Below are 15,170 nucleotides of genomic sequence, written 5' to 3'. Positions count from 1 at the left end.
CGGGACGCGGGCGGAGCCGCCCGTGGCACCCACACCCCGCGGGCGGCTCCGCACCCCCGGCGCGGCTACGCCTCCCGCAGGTCCCGCAGGTACGAGCCGACGTCCACCTGGATCGAGGAGCCCGTCGACAACCCGTACCGGCGCTCGATGCCGGCCAGGTGCCCGTCGATCTCCTTCCGCATCACGTCCGTCGCGGGCAGGGACGCCTCCCCCGCCAGCAGCCGGGCCACCCACTGCGCCTGCGCCTCCACCAGCCGGGTGATCGACCCGACCGGACGGATCAGCCCCAGGAACAGCAGACCCGGCAGCTCCGGCGCCACCACCCGCCGGTACAGCCGCACCGGACCGGCCGCCCCCGCCGGGTGCCCGTCCGGGAGGAACCCGAACCGCCAGTCGAAGCCGGTGCAGAACACCACCGCGTCCGCCTCCGTCGAACTCCCGTCCGTGAAACGGACGGTGGGACCGTCGAACGAGGCGACACCCGGCTTCGGCAGCACCGCGCCGTGCCGGATCCGGCTCAGTATCTCGTCCGAGATGGTCACCGCCGAGGAGAAGATCCGGTGGTCCGGCTCGGGCAGCCCGTAGTCCGACATCCGGCCGCGCGCCACCTCCAGCGCCTGCTCCACGAACTCCCGCTGCTCCTCGAGGGACTTGGCGGTGAACCAGGGCGCCTCCGCGATCAGGTCCACCGACATGCCGTACAGCTGCTTGGGGATGACGTGCAGGCCCCGGCGCACCGAGAGGACCGTCCGGGCCGCGTACCGGGACAGGTCCGCCGCGATGTCCACCCCGGACGCGCCCATGCCCACCACGACCACCCGCTGCCCGGCGAAGTCCCGGCCGTCCATGAAGTCCGAGGAGTGCAGCAGCGCCCCCGTGAAGGACTCCGCGCCCGTCGGCAGCGGGTCCGGCAGCGCCGGTACGTTGTGGTGCCCCGCGGCCACCACCACCTGGTCGAACACCCGCCGGGTCTCCGCCCCCGAGGCGTCCCGGCTCACCACCGTCCATCCCCCGGAGCCGTCCTGACGCACCGACACCACCTCGGTGTCGAACTCGACGCGCGGCAGCAGGCCCGCCCACTCGGCGAACTCCTGCAGGTACGCCGCCATGTCCCGGTGGCTCGGGTAGAGCGGAAGCTCGTCGGACATCGGGAACGCCTCGAAGCAGGTCAGCTGCTTGGCGCTGTTCAGGTGCAGCGCCTGGTACGCCGGGCCGGGCTCGCCCGCCGACGGCCGCCGCCAGATCCCGCCCACCCCGGGCGACTTCTCCAGGCAGACGAAGTCCAGCCCGCGCTCGCGCAGCGCGTACGCCGCCGCCAGCCCCGACAGACCCGCACCGATCACACAGACAGACACCGTGCCCTCCAGACAGTCAGTGGTGAATCCCTAACTCACCGTTCCCCCGGCGATCTTGACGCCTCAGCATATGCAGGCCGCACACCCGTTCCCAGGGGCACCACCTCCCTGCTCCCGGCGGCCGCCCCGCCGCTCCCGGCGGCCGCCGCCGGCCTGCCTTGCCCGACGCGGTGCACTACGGCGACACTGACCGACACCGGTCGACACCGGTCGACACCGGTCGACACCGGTCGACTGAGAGCGGCAGGGGCGGCACCGGGCGGCAGGGCGGCAGCGGACGGCAGGGCGGCAGCGGGCTGCACCGGGGGCGAGGAGCATCATGACGGAGCACGGGGCGGCCGACCCGCCCGCCTTCGGCCCGCTGCTCCGCGAGCTGCGCACCCGCACCGGAACCAGCCAGCAGGCCGCCGCCGCCCGCGCCGGGCTCAGCGCCCGGGCCCTGCGCGACCTCGAACACGGACGCGTACGGCGGCCCCGCGAGAACACCGTCCGACGACTCGCCGAGGCCCTCGGACTGACCGGTCATCAGGCCGCCGAGCTGCGGGCCGCCGCCGCGGCCGACCACGCTGCCGGTTCCGACGCCGCCACCACCGCCGGGCACGGTCGCACCACCCTGCTGCTGCTCGGCCCGCTGCTGCTGCGGCGCGGCCGCGCCACCGTACCGATCGACAGCCCCACCCTGCGCCGCCTGCTCGGCCTGCTCGCCCTCACCCACCCCGCGGCCGCCACCCGGCAGGAGATCACCGACACCCTGTGGCCCGACGGCCCGCCCGACTCCCAGCAGAGCCTGGTCCACACCCACGTCAGCCGACTGCGCCGACTCCTCGCCCCCGACGACCCCCGGTCCGGCGTCCTGCGCACCCCCACCGGCTACCGACTCGGCCTGCCCCGCCACCGCACCGACCTCGGCCGGTTCGACGACCTGCTGGCCCGCACCACCAGCCTGCAGCACGCCCCCGACCCCGACGCCGCCCACCGGGACCTCACCCGCGCCCTGCGGTACTGGCGCGGCCCCGTCCTCGCCGACGCCGACCCCGTCCTGCGCCGCCACCCCGCCGCGGTCGCCGCCAACGAACGCCGCCTCCGCGCCGCCCTGCTGCACGCCGACACCGCCCTGCTGCTGCACCGCTCCGAGCACGCCGTCCCGCTGCTCTGGGAACTGGCCCACACCGAACCCCTCCACGAGGGCCTGCACGCCCGGCTGATCCTCACCCTCGCCGCCGACGGCCGCCAGGCCGCCGCCCTCGACACCTACGCCCGGCTGCGCACCCGACTCGACGAGGAACTCGGCGTCACCCCCGGCCCGGAACTCCACGACGCCCACCTGCGCGTCCTGCGCGGCCACCTCCCCCACCGGGCCCCGGCCCGGGCCACCACCCCGGCCACCCCCCGGGCTACCACCCGGGCTCCCGCGACGCCGTCACCGCGACTGCCCCCGCCAGCCCAACTCCCCTTCCTTCCGGACCAGTTCGTCGGACGCCGCCGACAGTTGCGCGAACTCGACGCCCTGCTCCCGGCCGCTCCGGCCTCCCCCGACGCCCTTCACGCCTCTCCCGCCCCGGCCGTCCGGACGCCGCTCGTCGCGGTGGTCGGGCCACCCGGCGTCGGCAAGACCGCCCTCGCCACCCACTGGGCCCACGGGCGCCGCGACCGCTTCCCGGACGGGCAGCTCTTCGCCGACCTGCGCGGCCACTCCCACCAGCCCGCGCAGCACTCGGACGCCGTGCTCGCCCGCTTCCTGCGCGCCCTCGGCGCACCGCCCGACCGACTGCCCGCCGACCCGGACGAGGCCGCCGCGCTCTACCGCACCCTGCTCGCCGACCGCCGCCTGCTGATCGTCCTCGACGACGCCCGCGACGCCGAACAGGTCCGCCCCCTGCTCCCCGGCGCCCCCGGCTGCACCGTCCTGGTCACCAGCCGCAACCGGCTCACCGGCCTGCTCGTCGGCCACGGCGCCCGCCGCCTCGGCCTCGACCCGCTGGACCTCACGGAGGGCAGCCTGCTGCTCGGCACCGTCCTCGGCCCCGACCGGGTCGCCGCCGAACCGGCCGCCGCCCGCCGACTCGTCCGGGCCTGCGGCGGACTCCCGCTCGCCCTGCGGATCGCCGCCGCCGACCTGGCCACCCGCGGCACCGCTCTCGCCGACCACGCCCCCGCCCACCCCGACGCCACCCTGCTCGCCCGGCTCGACCTCGCCGACGACCCGCACACCGGCCTCCGCGCCGCCTTCGACCGCTCCTACCGCGCCCTCCCCGCCCCCGCCCGGCACCTGTTCCGCCTCCTCGGCCACGCCCCCGCCCCCGGCCTCAGCACCGCCGCCGTCACCGCCCTCGCCGCCGCCGAACTCGCCACCACCCCCGCCGAGACCACCACCCTGCTGGCCCGCCTCGCCGACGCCCACCTCGTCCGGGAGCACCCGCCCGGCCACCACCACCTCCCCGGCCTGCTCCACCCGTACGCGGCGGGGGTGGGGGCGGGCGCCGACGAGCGGCGGGGGATTGACGTCAATCCACTGATTGAGGCCGCGCAGGAGACGTGCCGTGACCCGCTGATTGACGTCGGTCGCCCTTTTGACGTCAACCGTCCCCTTGACGTCAACCGCCACCTTGGCGTCAATCACCTTCTTGACCTCGATCGCCCGACCGATGACGCACCGCCGCCCGACCACCGGAAACTGTCGGACCGTCGACAGCTGGCCGAAGCCGCCGCCCGGGTGTGCGACGCCGAGCGGCCGACCACCGCACAGCAGCAGGGCCCGCACCCCGACGACATCACCGTGCTGGGCCTGATCTGCTGGAAGCTCGGCCGCCTGCCCGAGGCCGCCGAGCACTTCGCGCACGCCGCCCGCACCGTCGGGGCCCTCAAAGCCTTCGACGTCCTCGACGCCCTCGACGGCCCGGCCGACCGGGAGGCGATCGCCCGGACCAACCTGGCCGTCGTGCAGCGGGCGCTCGGGCAGCCCGGGGAGGCGATCCGCGGGATCGGCGAGGCCCTGCCGGTGCACCGCCGGCACCGGAACCGGTTCAGCGAGGCCGTCGCGCTGACCTGCCTCTCCTCGGCCCACACCGACCTCGGCGACCACGCCACCGGGCGACTGCTCGCCCACAGCGCGCTCACCACCGCCCGCGCCGTGCGCAACCGGGCGCTGGAGGCGAACGCCCAACTCGCCCTCGGCGCCGCGCACCTCCGCGCCCGCCGCGCCGCCGAGGCGGCCACCGCGCACCGCGAGGCGCTGCGGTTGGCCGAGGCCGCGGGCGACCGCCACCCGCAGGCCGCCGCCCTGTCCGGCCTCGCCGCCGCGCTGCTCGACACCGATCCGCGCGCCGCGCTGCGCTGCGCCGAGCGCGCCCTCGGGCTCGCCCGCGAGGCCGGGTTCCGGGTGCTCGAAGGCAACGCCCTCACCGTGCTGGCCCACGTCCGCACCCGGCTCGGCGATCCGCACGCCGCCCGGTCCCTCGGCGCCGACGCCCTCGCCCTGCACCGCGCCACCGGCCACCTCCCCGGCGAGGCCCGGACCCACCTCGCCCTCGCCCTGGCCGCCGCCGCCCTGGGCGCCGACGCCGACGCCGTCCGGCACCGCCGGGAGGCCCTGCGGGTCGCCCGCGCGACGGGCGGAACCCCACTGCGCTGACCGGAAGTTCCACCGAACTTCCACTCCGGCCCGTCACCCCAGCTCAGCACCCCCACCGGGCCCCTCCCGCCTTCTGGTCCCGCTCCGGCCGCCCGTACAGCCCGGCTCCTTACGGTGTTCGCACCTCCCGCCCCGGACCCCGAGGTGACACCTTGAGCCGCTACGACCGCCTCGCCCACACCCCCGCCGTACGCCGCCTCCAGCAGGAGATGGGCAGCGCCGCAGCCGCCCGCCGCCTGCGCGCCCGCTCCCCTTCCGTGCCCTCCTCTTCCGCACCCTCCTCTTCCGCGCCTTCCCCTTCCCCCGACCAGCTCGACGACCGTCCCGAACCGTTCGGTGACGCCGAGGCCGCCTTCGTCCGCGGCCTGGACGGCTTCCTGCTCGCGACCGTGAACGAGAACGGCTGGCCGTACATCCAGTTCCGCGGCGGCCCGCCCGGCTTCGTCCACGTCCTGAACCCGCACACCCTCGGCTACCTCGACGTCCGCGACAACCGGCAGTACCTCACCACCGGCAACCTGCGCGGCGGGGACGGCCGGGTCGCCCTGTTCTTCCTCGACCACGCCCGGCAGGCCCGGCTCAAGGTCTTCGGCCGCGCCACCGCCGTCCCCGTCGACCGGGACCCGGCCCTCGCCGAGCGCCTCGCCTCCCCGCGCACCGACGGCCGGGTCGAACAGCTCGTCACCGTCCGCGTCGAGGCGTACGCCTGGAACTGCCCCCAGCACATCACCCCGCGCTTCACCGAACGCGAACTCGCCGACGCCCTGGACCCGGTCCGCGACCGGCTCGCCCGGCTGGAACGGGAGAACGCCCACCTGCGCGCCGAACTCGCCGCCGCGGCCACCACCGCAGCCCCCCGTCCGCCCCGCGCCGACACGAAGGACTGACCCCGCCGTGCCCGCCAACTCGTCCGCCCCGTCCACCCCGACCGCCCCGACCGCCACTGCCCCTCCTCCCGCCCCCGCGCCCGAACCCGCCATCTGGTCGCGCAACTTCCGCCGCTACTTCACCGCCCGCAGCGCGGGCCTGCTCAGTTGGGCGATGCTCCCGGTCGCCGTCTCGGCGGGGCTGCTCTCCGCCGGGCACGGCCTGGACACCGCGGGCTACGCGATGGCCTTCCTGGTCGCGCCGTTCGCGGGGCTGGTGCTGTTCGGGGGCGTCCTCGCCGACCGGTTCACCGCCCGCCGGATGATGATCGTCGCGGACCTGGCCAACCTCACCGCGCACGTCCTGCTGGCCGTCCTGTTCTGGCACGGCGTCGACCGCCTCTGGCAGTTGTACGCCCTGCTGGCAGTGGCGGGCACGGCCAACGCCCTGTTCCAGCCCGGCGCGTCCTCGACCGTGCCGCTGGTGGCCCGCGACGTGCAGGGCGCCAACGGCGTGCTGCGCACCTCCGAGGCGCTCACCGGTCTCGGCGGGCCCGCGTTGGCGGGCGTCCTGGTCGGCTTCGGCTCCACCGGCTGGGTGATGGCGCTGTCCGCGCTCGCCTACGCCACCAGTGCGGTCTGCCTGTTCGCGCTGCGGCTGGGCCGTGTCCCTGCCCCGCCCGCGGGGCACTCGTTCCGGCACGACCTGGCGGTCGGCTGGCGGGAGTTCCGTTCCCGGAGCTGGCTGTGGAGCGTCATCCTGGTCTGGATGGTCTACGCCGTCCTCGCCTGGGGCCCGCAGCTCTCCCTCGCCGCGGGCATCGTGGTGCCCGAGCACGGTCCCGCCGCGTTCGGCCTGGTCAACTGCGCGCTCGGTGCGGGCACCGTGGCCGGTGGCCTGCTCGCCATCCGCTACAAGCCGCGCCGTCCGCTCGCGGCCGGTGCGGTCGCCATGTTCGCCTACCCGCTCTACCCCCTCGCCGTCCTGCTGCACGCCCCGGTCTGGCTGCTCGCCGCCGCCCAGGTGCTGGTCGGCACCGGCATCGGCGTCTGGGGCGTGATGTGGTCCACGGCCGTCCAGACCCAGGTGCCCGGCGAGGTCCTCAACCGCGTCCACGCCTACGAGGTCGCCGGGTCGGTCGGCCTGTACCCCCTCGGTTCCGCCCTGGCGGGCCCCGCCGCCCGCGCGTTCGGCACCTCCGAGGTGCTCGCGACCGGCGTCGTGGTGGCCCTGCTGACCCCACTCGCCCTCCTGCTCACCCGTCCGGTCCGTACCCTCCCCCGCGTCCCCGACCGTCCCGCCGACCCCGCCAACAACTGACTCCTTCAGCGGAGTTGGGCCAGCTGCCGTCCCTTCCCGGGGCGGACGAGCGGGAGCGGCAGGTGCGGGCGGTCGGATTCCGGGCCAACGGGGACGTCGACGTACCGGAGGAACTCGACCTGCCCGAGCCGGTACCGACCGCGGGCCGGGTCACCGTGCAGGGCACCTTCGCGGGCGCCGTCTTCGCCGGGGTCCAGCACCGCCAGGGCGAGTTCGGTCCACCGGACGGGCCCGGAGCGGAGCGGCGAACACCTCACCGAGACCCTCCGCCTCCTCGCCAGCGACCGGATCGCCCCGGCGCGACCGAGGTCCTCCCCCTCTCGGGGGCCGCGAAGGCCCACACCCTCCCGAAGGCCGGAGCGCGCCGCGGCAGGTTCCTGCTCCCCTCCACCGAGCGGCCGCCGCCCGGACAAGGCGAAAGCCCCAGGTCGCTGACCTGGGGCTTTCTGCTGGAGCGGGTGACGATAATCGAACTCGCGCTCTAAGCTTGGGAATCTCGCCGTCTAACAACGCTAAGGGTCGTCCCATAATTGATCTTCGGTGGATCGGGGCCGGGTGATCCGCTTCAAGGTTGGCTTCGCCTACGTAGTCTGGAGGAGGTTGTGGAGCCGGGCGATGCCGAGCATGGCGTGGTGGACGCCGTCGCCCTTGAGGCGGCAGTCGCGGAGGATCTTCCAGGTCTTCATCCGGGCGAAGACGTGCTCGACGCGGGCTCGGACCTGTTTGTGCTCGCGGTTGTGGTCGGCCTGCCACTCGGTGAGCTCGCCGCCCCTGGGGCGTCGGTGCGGGATGACGAGGCCTGTGCCCGGGTAGCCGCCGTCGGCGATGGTCGTCGTCCTGCCGACTGCGGCCTTCGCACCGGACTCGTCCCAGGCCTTGCAGTCGTTCCTGTTGCCCGGCAGGGGCTTGCCGACCGCAACGACGAGCCGGGTGCAGGCGTCGATGACGACCTGGTGGTTGGTGGAGTACCGGTAGTTCTTCGACTGCTCGGCGATCGTGTGGTCGCGGGTGGGGACCAGGGTGCCGTCGACGATCAGCACGGTGCCTTTGCGGAACCGGCGCCGCGGATGGAGTGCGAGCAGGGCCCGATGTGGTCGATGATCCGGCCAGCGGCAGACTTCGACACCCCGAACAGCGGCGCGAGCTGCCGCAGCGTCAGATTGGTACGCCAGTAGGTGGCAACCAGCAGAACCCGGTCCTCCAACGGCAGACTCCACGGGCGGCCTCGGCGCATCGCGTCGGCGCCCTCGCGGCGAAGCATCGTGACCAGCTTCCGGAAGTCGCGCGGGCCCAGCCCGGTGAACGGGGATATCCAGGACGGCTCCGACGCCGTGATCACACCAGCCATCACAAGATCGTTTCACAATGCCCGGCGCAACATTGCGATCCTCTGTCTCCCTCGCTCTGGCCCCGCCGAATCCTGTGGCGACGCCTCCGCTCGGTCTCTACAGTCACCGCATGGCAACCGAAGACGAGCCCCCGCACCGGCTCGACATCGCCGCGATGCTCACCGACCAGACCAGCGCCTGCAAGCCGGCACGCGAGGCCATCGCCGCCGGCGCCGACGTGACGATCTGGGACAAGGAGGTGCCCCAGTGGATGGTCGCCGGTATCGCCGCAGCAAGATTGAGGCGGACCTTGGCCCGTGGCCGGCAAGAGATCATTGGCCTCGACGAGACCGTTGAGATCCTTGCACAGCACCGCGGTGAGCAACTGCGCACCGGGATCATCGACTCAGTAGACCGGGTCTGGTTCTTCACTCTGTACTTCGACGCCACCGGGACCGAACTCTTGGCGTGTAGCGGCGTCAAGCGTCGGCGGGACAGGGCGAAGGACTCATTCGAGTCCTGAGCTGATCCGCATCCGACCTCTGCTCGTCCGCCACTACCTGCAGTACTTCAGCTTCGAGGAATAGGCCGAGGCGGCAGGCGTTCTGGCGAGATCTCAACTGCGGTCAGGCGTTGCGGGACAAGCCTTAACCTGGCGTTGATCTGTGGAAACCCTTGAGGAAGTGGCTGTTTAGCGCTTCGGCCTGAACCGCTATTGCCCGCCACTTACCGCTTACTGGGGCACGCCTGAGGCAAGAAGAGAGAAGTCCGTGATCCCTGGGTGGGGGACGAGCTGCCGATTACTCCAACTTCCTTGATCACATGGACGATCATGACGCTACTGAGCCATGCGACGGACTTAGGGATCATGTCCACCACCACCTTTCGAATCTTCGCCTTTGCGGTGGTCTTTACCACCTTGGTCTGCTTCACCTTCACTCGCGTGAGGACTCGCTTGATGACCCATGCCAGGAGAACCCTGACGACGAAACCGATTGCTAGCAGCTTCCACTCACCCACCCCTGGAAGTCCCAGGGTCGAACTGGGACCGCCCCCAGCCAGGGATCACGGATACCTGTAACTGTACTGCTGCTGCATTGAGCCGGACAACCTTTGCGGTTATCGCGCGAGCACCCCCATGAGCGAGCCCACAATGGCGGTGGAGCGGTTTTGGCCGGTGTCCTGCCTGGTCTGGGGTCGAGCATGATCGGGGGCCATAAGCTGTTGCGACTCGGTCAGGGCTTTTGGGGCCTGACCGCAATGTGGCCGAGTGGCCCCCCGTTCTTGCTCGACGCGGGGCCCGGCCCTGGCAGGTGGGTAAAACCGTGGAGCCGCCCGCCCCAGCCACGGCGGGGTTCTGGGCTCTGCCCTCGCTCTCGGACTTGCCGCGTGCGCGGCCGGGCCGCCGCCGGAGCGGAGCGAAGACAGGAGCGTCAGCGAGCGGCCAGGGCCGCGCGCTGGCGCGCTGTGCACGCCTTGATGAAGTAGCGAAACTCGTAACGGCTCCACCACCCCTGTCTTTTGATCTACTCCCCGCCGGGCTTGGGCCGGCCGTAGACGGCTGTCACGTCGTCGTGGCGCTTGCCCCGGAAGGTGCCCGGCTCGGTGGTCAACTCGGCGTCGCGGATGGCCTGGACGGCCTGTTCGGGGCCCTGCTTGGCGAGCATGTCCAACAGCCGCTCCCAGGTCCAGCCGTAGCGCTCCACCAGGCGTGAGACGCCGTCGGTGACCATGCCGAAGCTCTCGACGTCCGCCAGGGGGAAGCTCGCCGTGACGGCCCGGTCCGCGGCTTCCGGCTTGGTGCTGGTCCGGCGTCGGCATCCGCGCCTCCATCTCCTCGCGGAACTTGGTGAGCCGCTACCCCTTCTCCTCCAGCCGCTTGTGGCTGCCGCCGGGGCTGGTGTCCTCCTCGGCGAGCGGGATCGGAAGATCGCCGACGGCATGGACGCCGAGATCGCCCGGCAGCTCGGCGGGGGCACGGCCCCCTCGGGGCGGGCGTAGGGCACGTCGGGGACACGTGATCCCGGAATTGGTCCGGACAACGAAGAAGCCCCAGGTCGCTGACCTGGGGCTTTCTGCTGGAGCGGGTGACGAGAATCGAACTCGCGCTCTAAGCTTGGGAAGCTCATGTTCTACCATTAAACTACACCCGCATCTGACGGCCCGTCAGTGACGGCCCGATCAAGGACCACTGTACCCCATCCCGCGGGGTGGTGAGGGCAGGGTTCCCGGTGGCGGCGAGCCTGGGTGAGCGGTGTCCGGTAGATCCCCTAATGTGACGCTGTCGGCGGAAGTACGGGAAGGGGACCGATGGAACAGCGCACCGTGGTTCGTTGTGCCGAGGGGCACGTGTTCAGTACGACGGCGTTCCCGATGCAGCACCTGCAGGCGGGCCGGCTGGGGCCCGGGCGGTTGCTGCGGTGCCCGCGGTGCGGGCGGTTGCGGAGTTCGGTGCCGGCGGACGTGTCGGAGCTGTCGGCGGACGAACTGGCGCGCGGGCTGCGGTTGGTGGCAGTGGAGTCGCTGTCGTAGCCGGTCGCGGGAGCAGGTCCACGGGGCGGGCGCTTTTGGGGCGCCCGCCCCGCGGCACGTACGCTCGGGGCGTGCTGCTCTCCGACAACGACATCCGTGCCGAGATCGACAAGGGGCGGGTCGTGATCGACCCGTTCGAGCCGTCGATGGTCCAGCCGTCGAGCATCGACGTCCGACTGGACCGGTTCTTCCGGGTTTTCGAGAACCACCGCTACCCCCACATCGACCCCTCCGAGGAACAGCCGGACCTGACCCGGCTGGTCGAGCCGGAGGGCGACGAGGCGTTCATCCTGCACCCGGGCGAGTTCGTGCTGGCGTCCACCTACGAGGTGATCACGCTGCCGGACGACGTGGCCTCGCGGCTGGAGGGCAAGTCGAGCCTGGGCCGGCTCGGGCTGCTGACGCACTCGACGGCGGGTTTCATCGACCCGGGCTTCAGCGGGCACGTGACGCTGGAGCTGTCGAACGTGGCGACGCTGCCGATCAAGCTGTACCCGGGGATGAAGATCGGGCAGCTGTGCCTGTTCCGGCTCTCCTCGCCGTCCCAGCACCCGTACGGTTCGGAGCGCTACGGCTCGCGCTACCAGGGGCAGCGCGGCCCGACGGCGTCCCGCTCCTACCTGAACTTCCACCGCACGCAGGTCTGAGGGCGCGGACACTCGGCGCGAGGGCACGGACGCCCGGCGCGAGGGCACGGACGCCCGGCGCGAGGGCGCGGACACCCGGTGCGAGGGCCGGTCCCGGTGAACGGGGCCGGCCCTCGCCGTGCGCGCGGGCGGGTCAGGCGCGGACGGGGGTGGTGACGGCGGTGAGTTCGGTGCCGTCCGGGGAGAGGGCGAGTTCGGTGCGCAGGGCGGTGAGTTCGCCGAGGTGGTGGAGGTGGGTGCCGCCGCAGGCGATGGCGGCCGGGCCCTCGGGGAGGTCGGTGTGCCAGCGGCGGCGGGCGGTGAGCTCGGGGCCGGGGGTGTCGATCCGGACGGGGGCGTCGGCGGCGACCCAGGCGGCGAGGCGGGCGTTGACCTCGGCGGTGAGGGCGGGCAGGGCGTCGGCGAGGGCCGGGAGGGCGTCGGTGGCGTCGGTGGTGAAGCCCTTCTTCTTCAGGGACTTGCCGATGCGGTAGGTGTCGGTGCTGGCGGCGGTGTCCATCACCGAGCTGTCCATGGCGAGGCTGTCGAAGTCGGGGTGGCCGAGGGCGTCGGCGCGGCCGGGGTCCTTGCGCCAGCGCGGGGCGAGCGCGGCGTTGAGGGCGAGGGCGAGCAGGTGGCAGCCGGTGTGCGCGGCGCTGAGGGCGGCGCGGCGGTCGGTGTCGACGGCAAGCTGCGCGGTGCGTCCGACGGCCTCCGGGCCGAGCGCCCCGGCGGGCAGCACGTGCAGGACCAGCCAGGCCCAGTCCTCGTCGCCGCGCCGGACCGGGATGTCGCTGCCGACCGCGAACTCGCCGTCGGGGCCGTGCGCGCCGGTGAGGCAGTCGAGGACGGGGTGGGCGGTGCCGTCGAGGGTGAGGGTGCCGTGGTCGGCGGGCTGGTCGGGCCAGGTGTGGTCGACCGGGTGGAACGGGGTGGCCGCGGTGACCACCGCGGTGCGGCCGTCCGGCAGGGCGTGCACGGCGAGGACCGGCGACTCGCCGGTCACCGCCCCGGCCGGGAAGCTGACGTGGGTGGTGGGCAGGCTCATGCGCGGGCTCCGGACGGGAAGTGAGGGTGGGCGGAACCACCTCACCCTACAAACGGGTCCGGGCGCGTCCTCAGCCCAGGGTGGGCAGCTTGATCAGCACCAGCAGCGCCAGCAGCTGGACCGCGGCCGCCCCGGCGGCCTTGCCCCAGGGCAGGTCGTGGATCCGGCGCACCATGGTGGTCAGCAGCACGGCGCAGCCGATCCAGGTCGCCCAGCCGACCGCCTGCACGACGGGGTTGCCGACCGGCAGGAAGAGCGCGAGCAGCAGCCGCGGGGCGTCGGTGGTCCAGCTGATCAGGGCGGCCAGGCCGACGGTGGACTGCCAGGGGCCGTCGCCGCCGGACTGCCGGGCCAGGGCGTAGGTGACCGCGGAGAGCACCGCGCCGGCCAGCGTGAAGCCGAGCGCGGCGCCGCCGATCGCCCAGAGCGCGACGGCGAAGGTGGAGTGCACCACCTGGTCGTAGGTGGAGTCGATGGCGAACACCGCGAGCACGCCGTACAGCAGCGACACGCACAGCGCGGGCAGCCACACCTGGTGGTCGCGCATCCGGTCGAAGGTGGCGCTCGGGCGGCGGTAGATGCCGACCAGCAGCTCCCGCCAGGGCAGCCGGGGGCCGCCGGCGTGCGGTGCGGCCTGCCCACCGGCCCGGTAGACGGCGACGTTGTCCACCGGGGGCGCCTGCTCGTAGCCGTAGCCGTCGTGGCCCTGGTCGCCGCTCCGGCCGTGGTCGTAGCCGTACCCGTACGGGCCCGGCGGGTAGGGGTGCTCGCCGTACGGGTGCGGCTCGTAGGGCTGGTCCCCGTACGGCTGGTCCCCGTAGGGCTGCCCGCCGTACGGGTGCGGCTCGTACGGCTGCTCGCCGAGCGCGAAGGCCCTGGTGTGGCCGGGCTGGTCGCCGGGGGCGGGCGGCCCCGGGTGGGCGGGGTGCGGGGCGGTGAAGTACTCGGGGGTGCCGGTGGGCGCGCCCTGGTACGGGTCGCCGTTCTGGGGGGCGCCCGTCCGGGGTGCCGACCAGCCGTGCCGGGGGTCGGCGCCCCGTCCGTCGTCGTGTCGATTGCCAGCCACGTCTCGACGGTACCCGCAACGGCTGACCCCCCGTCGGGTGATCATGGCGGCGGGGCCGGATTGCAGCCGTCCTGTGACGCTGCGGTCCGGCCCCGTGCGGGGGGGTGTCAGCCGCTGACGCGGGCGCCGGGCGCGTGCACCGCGGCGGCGTTGCTCAGGCCGGCCTCGCAGCCGCCGGGGCCCGCGGACAGCCGGACGGAGCCGACCGGGAGCCGGGTGCCGCAGGCGATCCGCAGGCCGGCCGGGAGCTCGTTCTCGGCCTCCAGGACGGCGCCGTCGCCGATCACCACGCCGTCCAGCGAGCAGCGCTCCCCGATCTCGGCGTAGGCGCCGACGATGGAGTCCTTGACGTACGCCCCGGCCTTGATCCGGGCGCCGGGCAGGACCACGCTGCCCTCGACGATGGCTCCGGCGGCGATCTCGGCGTCCGCGGAGACCACGGTGCCGGAGCCCAGCACGGCGGCCCGGTCGACGGTCGAGCCGGGCAGCAGCAGCGCCTCGCCGGTGGGGCCGGGGACGGCCGGGGAGTCGACCTTGCCGAGCACCAGGTCGGCGGAGCCGCGGACGAACGCGCCGGGGGTGCCCAGGTCGAGCCAGTACGAGGTGTCGACGACGCCGCGCAGCAGCGCGCCCTCGGCCAGCAGCTCGGGGAAGGTCTCGCGCTCGACGGAGACCTCGCGGCCGGCCGGGATGCGGTCGATCACCGAGCGGGTGAAGACGTAGCAGCCGGCGTTGATCTGGTCGGTGACGATCTGCTCGGCCGTCTCCGGCTTCTCCAGGAAGGCGAGCACCCGGCCGTCCGGGTCGGTCGGGACGAGACCGAAGGCGCGCGGATCGGCCACCCGGGTGAGGTGGAGGGTCACGTCGGCGCCGGAGGCGCTGTGGCCGTCGCGCAGGGCGGCGATGTCCAGGCCGGAGAGGATGTCGCCGTTGAAGACCAGGACCGGCTCGTCGGGGCCGCAGGTCAGGCCGGTGGCGGCGTTGCGGATCGCGCCGCCGGTGCCGAGCGGCTCCTCCTCGGTGAGGTAGACCAGCTCGATGCCGTACGGGCTGCCGTCCTGGAAGTGGTCGACGAAGACCTCGGCCAGGTAGGAGGTGGCGAGCACCACGCGGGTGACGCCGGCCGCGGCGGCGCGGGCCAGCTGGTGGGCGATGAAGGGGACGCCGGCGACCGGCAGCATGGGCTTCGGCGTGTGGGTGGTCAACGGGCGGAGTCGGGTGCCCTTCCCGCCGACCAGCATGATCGCCTGGGTCATGTGCTGTCTCCCGTGGTCGTATTCCGGCGGCCCGGCACGACAGGGTCCGGTGCGCACGCTCGGTGGAACTGGTCGAGGCAGCATGACATGGCCTTCGACGGAGCCGGACCTTTCCCCGGCTCCGCCGCATACTCTATTTGC

Annotated in this window: 11 protein-coding genes, 1 tRNA gene and 2 pseudogenes; 6 read left to right on the top strand and 8 right to left on the bottom strand. The window is 73.5% G+C overall.

What is annotated here, in order from left to right:
• Nucleotides 1–65 precede the first annotated feature (65 nt).
• On the bottom strand, nucleotides 66–1,355 hold the full coding sequence (locus tag QSK52_RS05385; protein ID WP_285734086.1) for a flavin-containing monooxygenase: 1,290 nt from the start codon (nucleotides 1,353–1,355) through the stop codon (nucleotides 66–68).
• A 319-nt stretch (nucleotides 1,356–1,674) separates the two neighbouring features.
• Here QSK52_RS05385 and QSK52_RS05380 point away from each other — a divergent pair, with 319 nt between their 5' ends.
• From QSK52_RS05380 to QSK52_RS05370, 3 genes are all read left to right on the top strand, one after another.
• The gene (locus QSK52_RS05380) at nucleotides 1,675–4,986 is read left to right on the top strand and encodes a BTAD domain-containing putative transcriptional regulator (protein ID WP_285734084.1); all 3,312 of its coding nucleotides are present in this window, start codon (nucleotides 1,675–1,677) and stop codon (nucleotides 4,984–4,986) included.
• A 152-nt stretch (nucleotides 4,987–5,138) separates the two neighbouring features.
• The gene (locus QSK52_RS05375) at nucleotides 5,139–5,873 is read left to right on the top strand and encodes a pyridoxamine 5'-phosphate oxidase family protein (RefSeq protein WP_285734082.1); all 735 of its coding nucleotides are present in this window, start codon (nucleotides 5,139–5,141) and stop codon (nucleotides 5,871–5,873) included.
• A 7-nt stretch (nucleotides 5,874–5,880) separates the two neighbouring features.
• Nucleotides 5,881–7,173, top strand: coding sequence for an MFS transporter (locus QSK52_RS05370; RefSeq protein ID WP_285734080.1), 1,293 nt, complete (start codon nucleotides 5,881–5,883; stop codon nucleotides 7,171–7,173).
• Between the two features lie 5 nt (nucleotides 7,174–7,178).
• Here the strand turns inward: QSK52_RS05370 and QSK52_RS05365 are convergent, their stop codons facing one another.
• Together QSK52_RS05365 and QSK52_RS05360 are read right to left on the bottom strand one after the other, a co-directional pair.
• Nucleotides 7,179–7,430, bottom strand: a complete 252-nt coding sequence (locus QSK52_RS05365; protein WP_285734076.1) for a hypothetical protein — start codon at nucleotides 7,428–7,430, stop codon at nucleotides 7,179–7,181.
• A gap of 324 nt (nucleotides 7,431–7,754) precedes the next feature.
• Nucleotides 7,755–8,521, bottom strand: a pseudogene (locus QSK52_RS05360) (transposase).
• A gap of 110 nt (nucleotides 8,522–8,631) precedes the next feature.
• Between QSK52_RS05360 and QSK52_RS05355 the strand changes: the two are divergent.
• A complete protein-coding gene (locus tag QSK52_RS05355; RefSeq protein ID WP_285734074.1) occupies nucleotides 8,632–9,024 on the top strand; it encodes a hypothetical protein in 393 nt (130 codons plus the stop codon).
• Between the two features lie 1,003 nt (nucleotides 9,025–10,027).
• Here the strand turns inward: QSK52_RS05355 and QSK52_RS05350 are convergent.
• Together QSK52_RS05350 and QSK52_RS05345 are read right to left on the bottom strand one after the other, a co-directional pair.
• Nucleotides 10,028–10,234 carry a hypothetical protein gene (locus QSK52_RS05350; protein ID WP_285734072.1) on the bottom strand — a complete coding sequence of 69 codons (207 nt, stop codon included), beginning with the start codon at nucleotides 10,232–10,234 and terminating at the stop codon, nucleotides 10,028–10,030.
• A gap of 346 nt (nucleotides 10,235–10,580) precedes the next feature.
• A tRNA-Gly gene (locus tag QSK52_RS05345) sits at nucleotides 10,581–10,654 on the bottom strand.
• A gap of 157 nt (nucleotides 10,655–10,811) precedes the next feature.
• Between QSK52_RS05345 and QSK52_RS05340 the strand changes: the two genes are divergently transcribed.
• Nucleotides 10,812–11,033, top strand: coding sequence for a hypothetical protein (locus QSK52_RS05340; RefSeq protein ID WP_285734454.1), 222 nt, complete (start codon nucleotides 10,812–10,814; stop codon nucleotides 11,031–11,033).
• A gap of 71 nt (nucleotides 11,034–11,104) precedes the next feature.
• Nucleotides 11,105–11,680: a dCTP deaminase gene (gene dcd, locus QSK52_RS05335; protein WP_285734070.1), complete on the top strand. Its 576-nt coding sequence runs from the start codon at nucleotides 11,105–11,107 to the stop codon at nucleotides 11,678–11,680.
• A 133-nt stretch (nucleotides 11,681–11,813) separates the two neighbouring features.
• On the opposite strand, the gene QSK52_RS05330 is transcribed toward dcd, so the two are convergent.
• The 3 genes and pseudogenes from QSK52_RS05330 to QSK52_RS05320 all read right to left on the bottom strand — a co-directional run.
• Nucleotides 11,814–12,707 carry a metal-dependent hydrolase gene (locus QSK52_RS05330; RefSeq protein ID WP_285734068.1) on the bottom strand — a complete coding sequence of 298 codons (894 nt, stop codon included), beginning with the start codon at nucleotides 12,705–12,707 and terminating at the stop codon, nucleotides 11,814–11,816.
• A 70-nt stretch (nucleotides 12,708–12,777) separates the two neighbouring features.
• The gene (locus tag QSK52_RS05325; protein ID WP_285734065.1) at nucleotides 12,778–13,773 is read right to left on the bottom strand and encodes a Yip1 family protein; all 996 of its coding nucleotides are present in this window, start codon (nucleotides 13,771–13,773) and stop codon (nucleotides 12,778–12,780) included.
• A gap of 182 nt (nucleotides 13,774–13,955) precedes the next feature.
• Nucleotides 13,956–15,029 (bottom strand): annotated as a pseudogene (locus QSK52_RS05320) (sugar phosphate nucleotidyltransferase); the annotation flags it as partial.
• Between the last annotated feature and the right edge of the window lie 141 nt (nucleotides 15,030–15,170).

The organism is Kitasatospora phosalacinea (assembly GCF_030268885.1).
In the GTDB taxonomy this organism is placed as follows: domain Bacteria; phylum Actinomycetota; class Actinomycetes; order Streptomycetales; family Streptomycetaceae; genus Kitasatospora; species Kitasatospora phosalacinea_C.
The sequence above is the reverse complement of the archived record's forward strand: the minus strand, read 5'-3'. Positions and strand labels throughout refer to the sequence as shown.

What these genes read in the sequence shown, in the direction of transcription:
- QSK52_RS05380 (WP_285734084.1), top strand. Translation starts at nt 1,675, where the DNA reads ATGACGGAGCACGGGGCGGCCGACCCGCCCGCCTTCGGCCCGCTGCTC.
- QSK52_RS05350 (WP_285734072.1), bottom strand. Translation starts at nt 10,234, where the DNA reads ATGGTCACCGACGGCGTCTCACGCCTGGTGGAGCGCTACGGCTGGACC.
- QSK52_RS05340 (WP_285734454.1), top strand. Translation starts at nt 10,812, where the DNA reads ATGGAACAGCGCACCGTGGTTCGTTGTGCCGAGGGGCACGTGTTCAGT.
- QSK52_RS05330 (WP_285734068.1), bottom strand. Translation starts at nt 12,707, where the DNA reads ATGAGCCTGCCCACCACCCACGTCAGCTTCCCGGCCGGGGCGGTGACC.
- QSK52_RS05355 (WP_285734074.1), top strand. Translation starts at nt 8,632, where the DNA reads ATGGCAACCGAAGACGAGCCCCCGCACCGGCTCGACATCGCCGCGATG.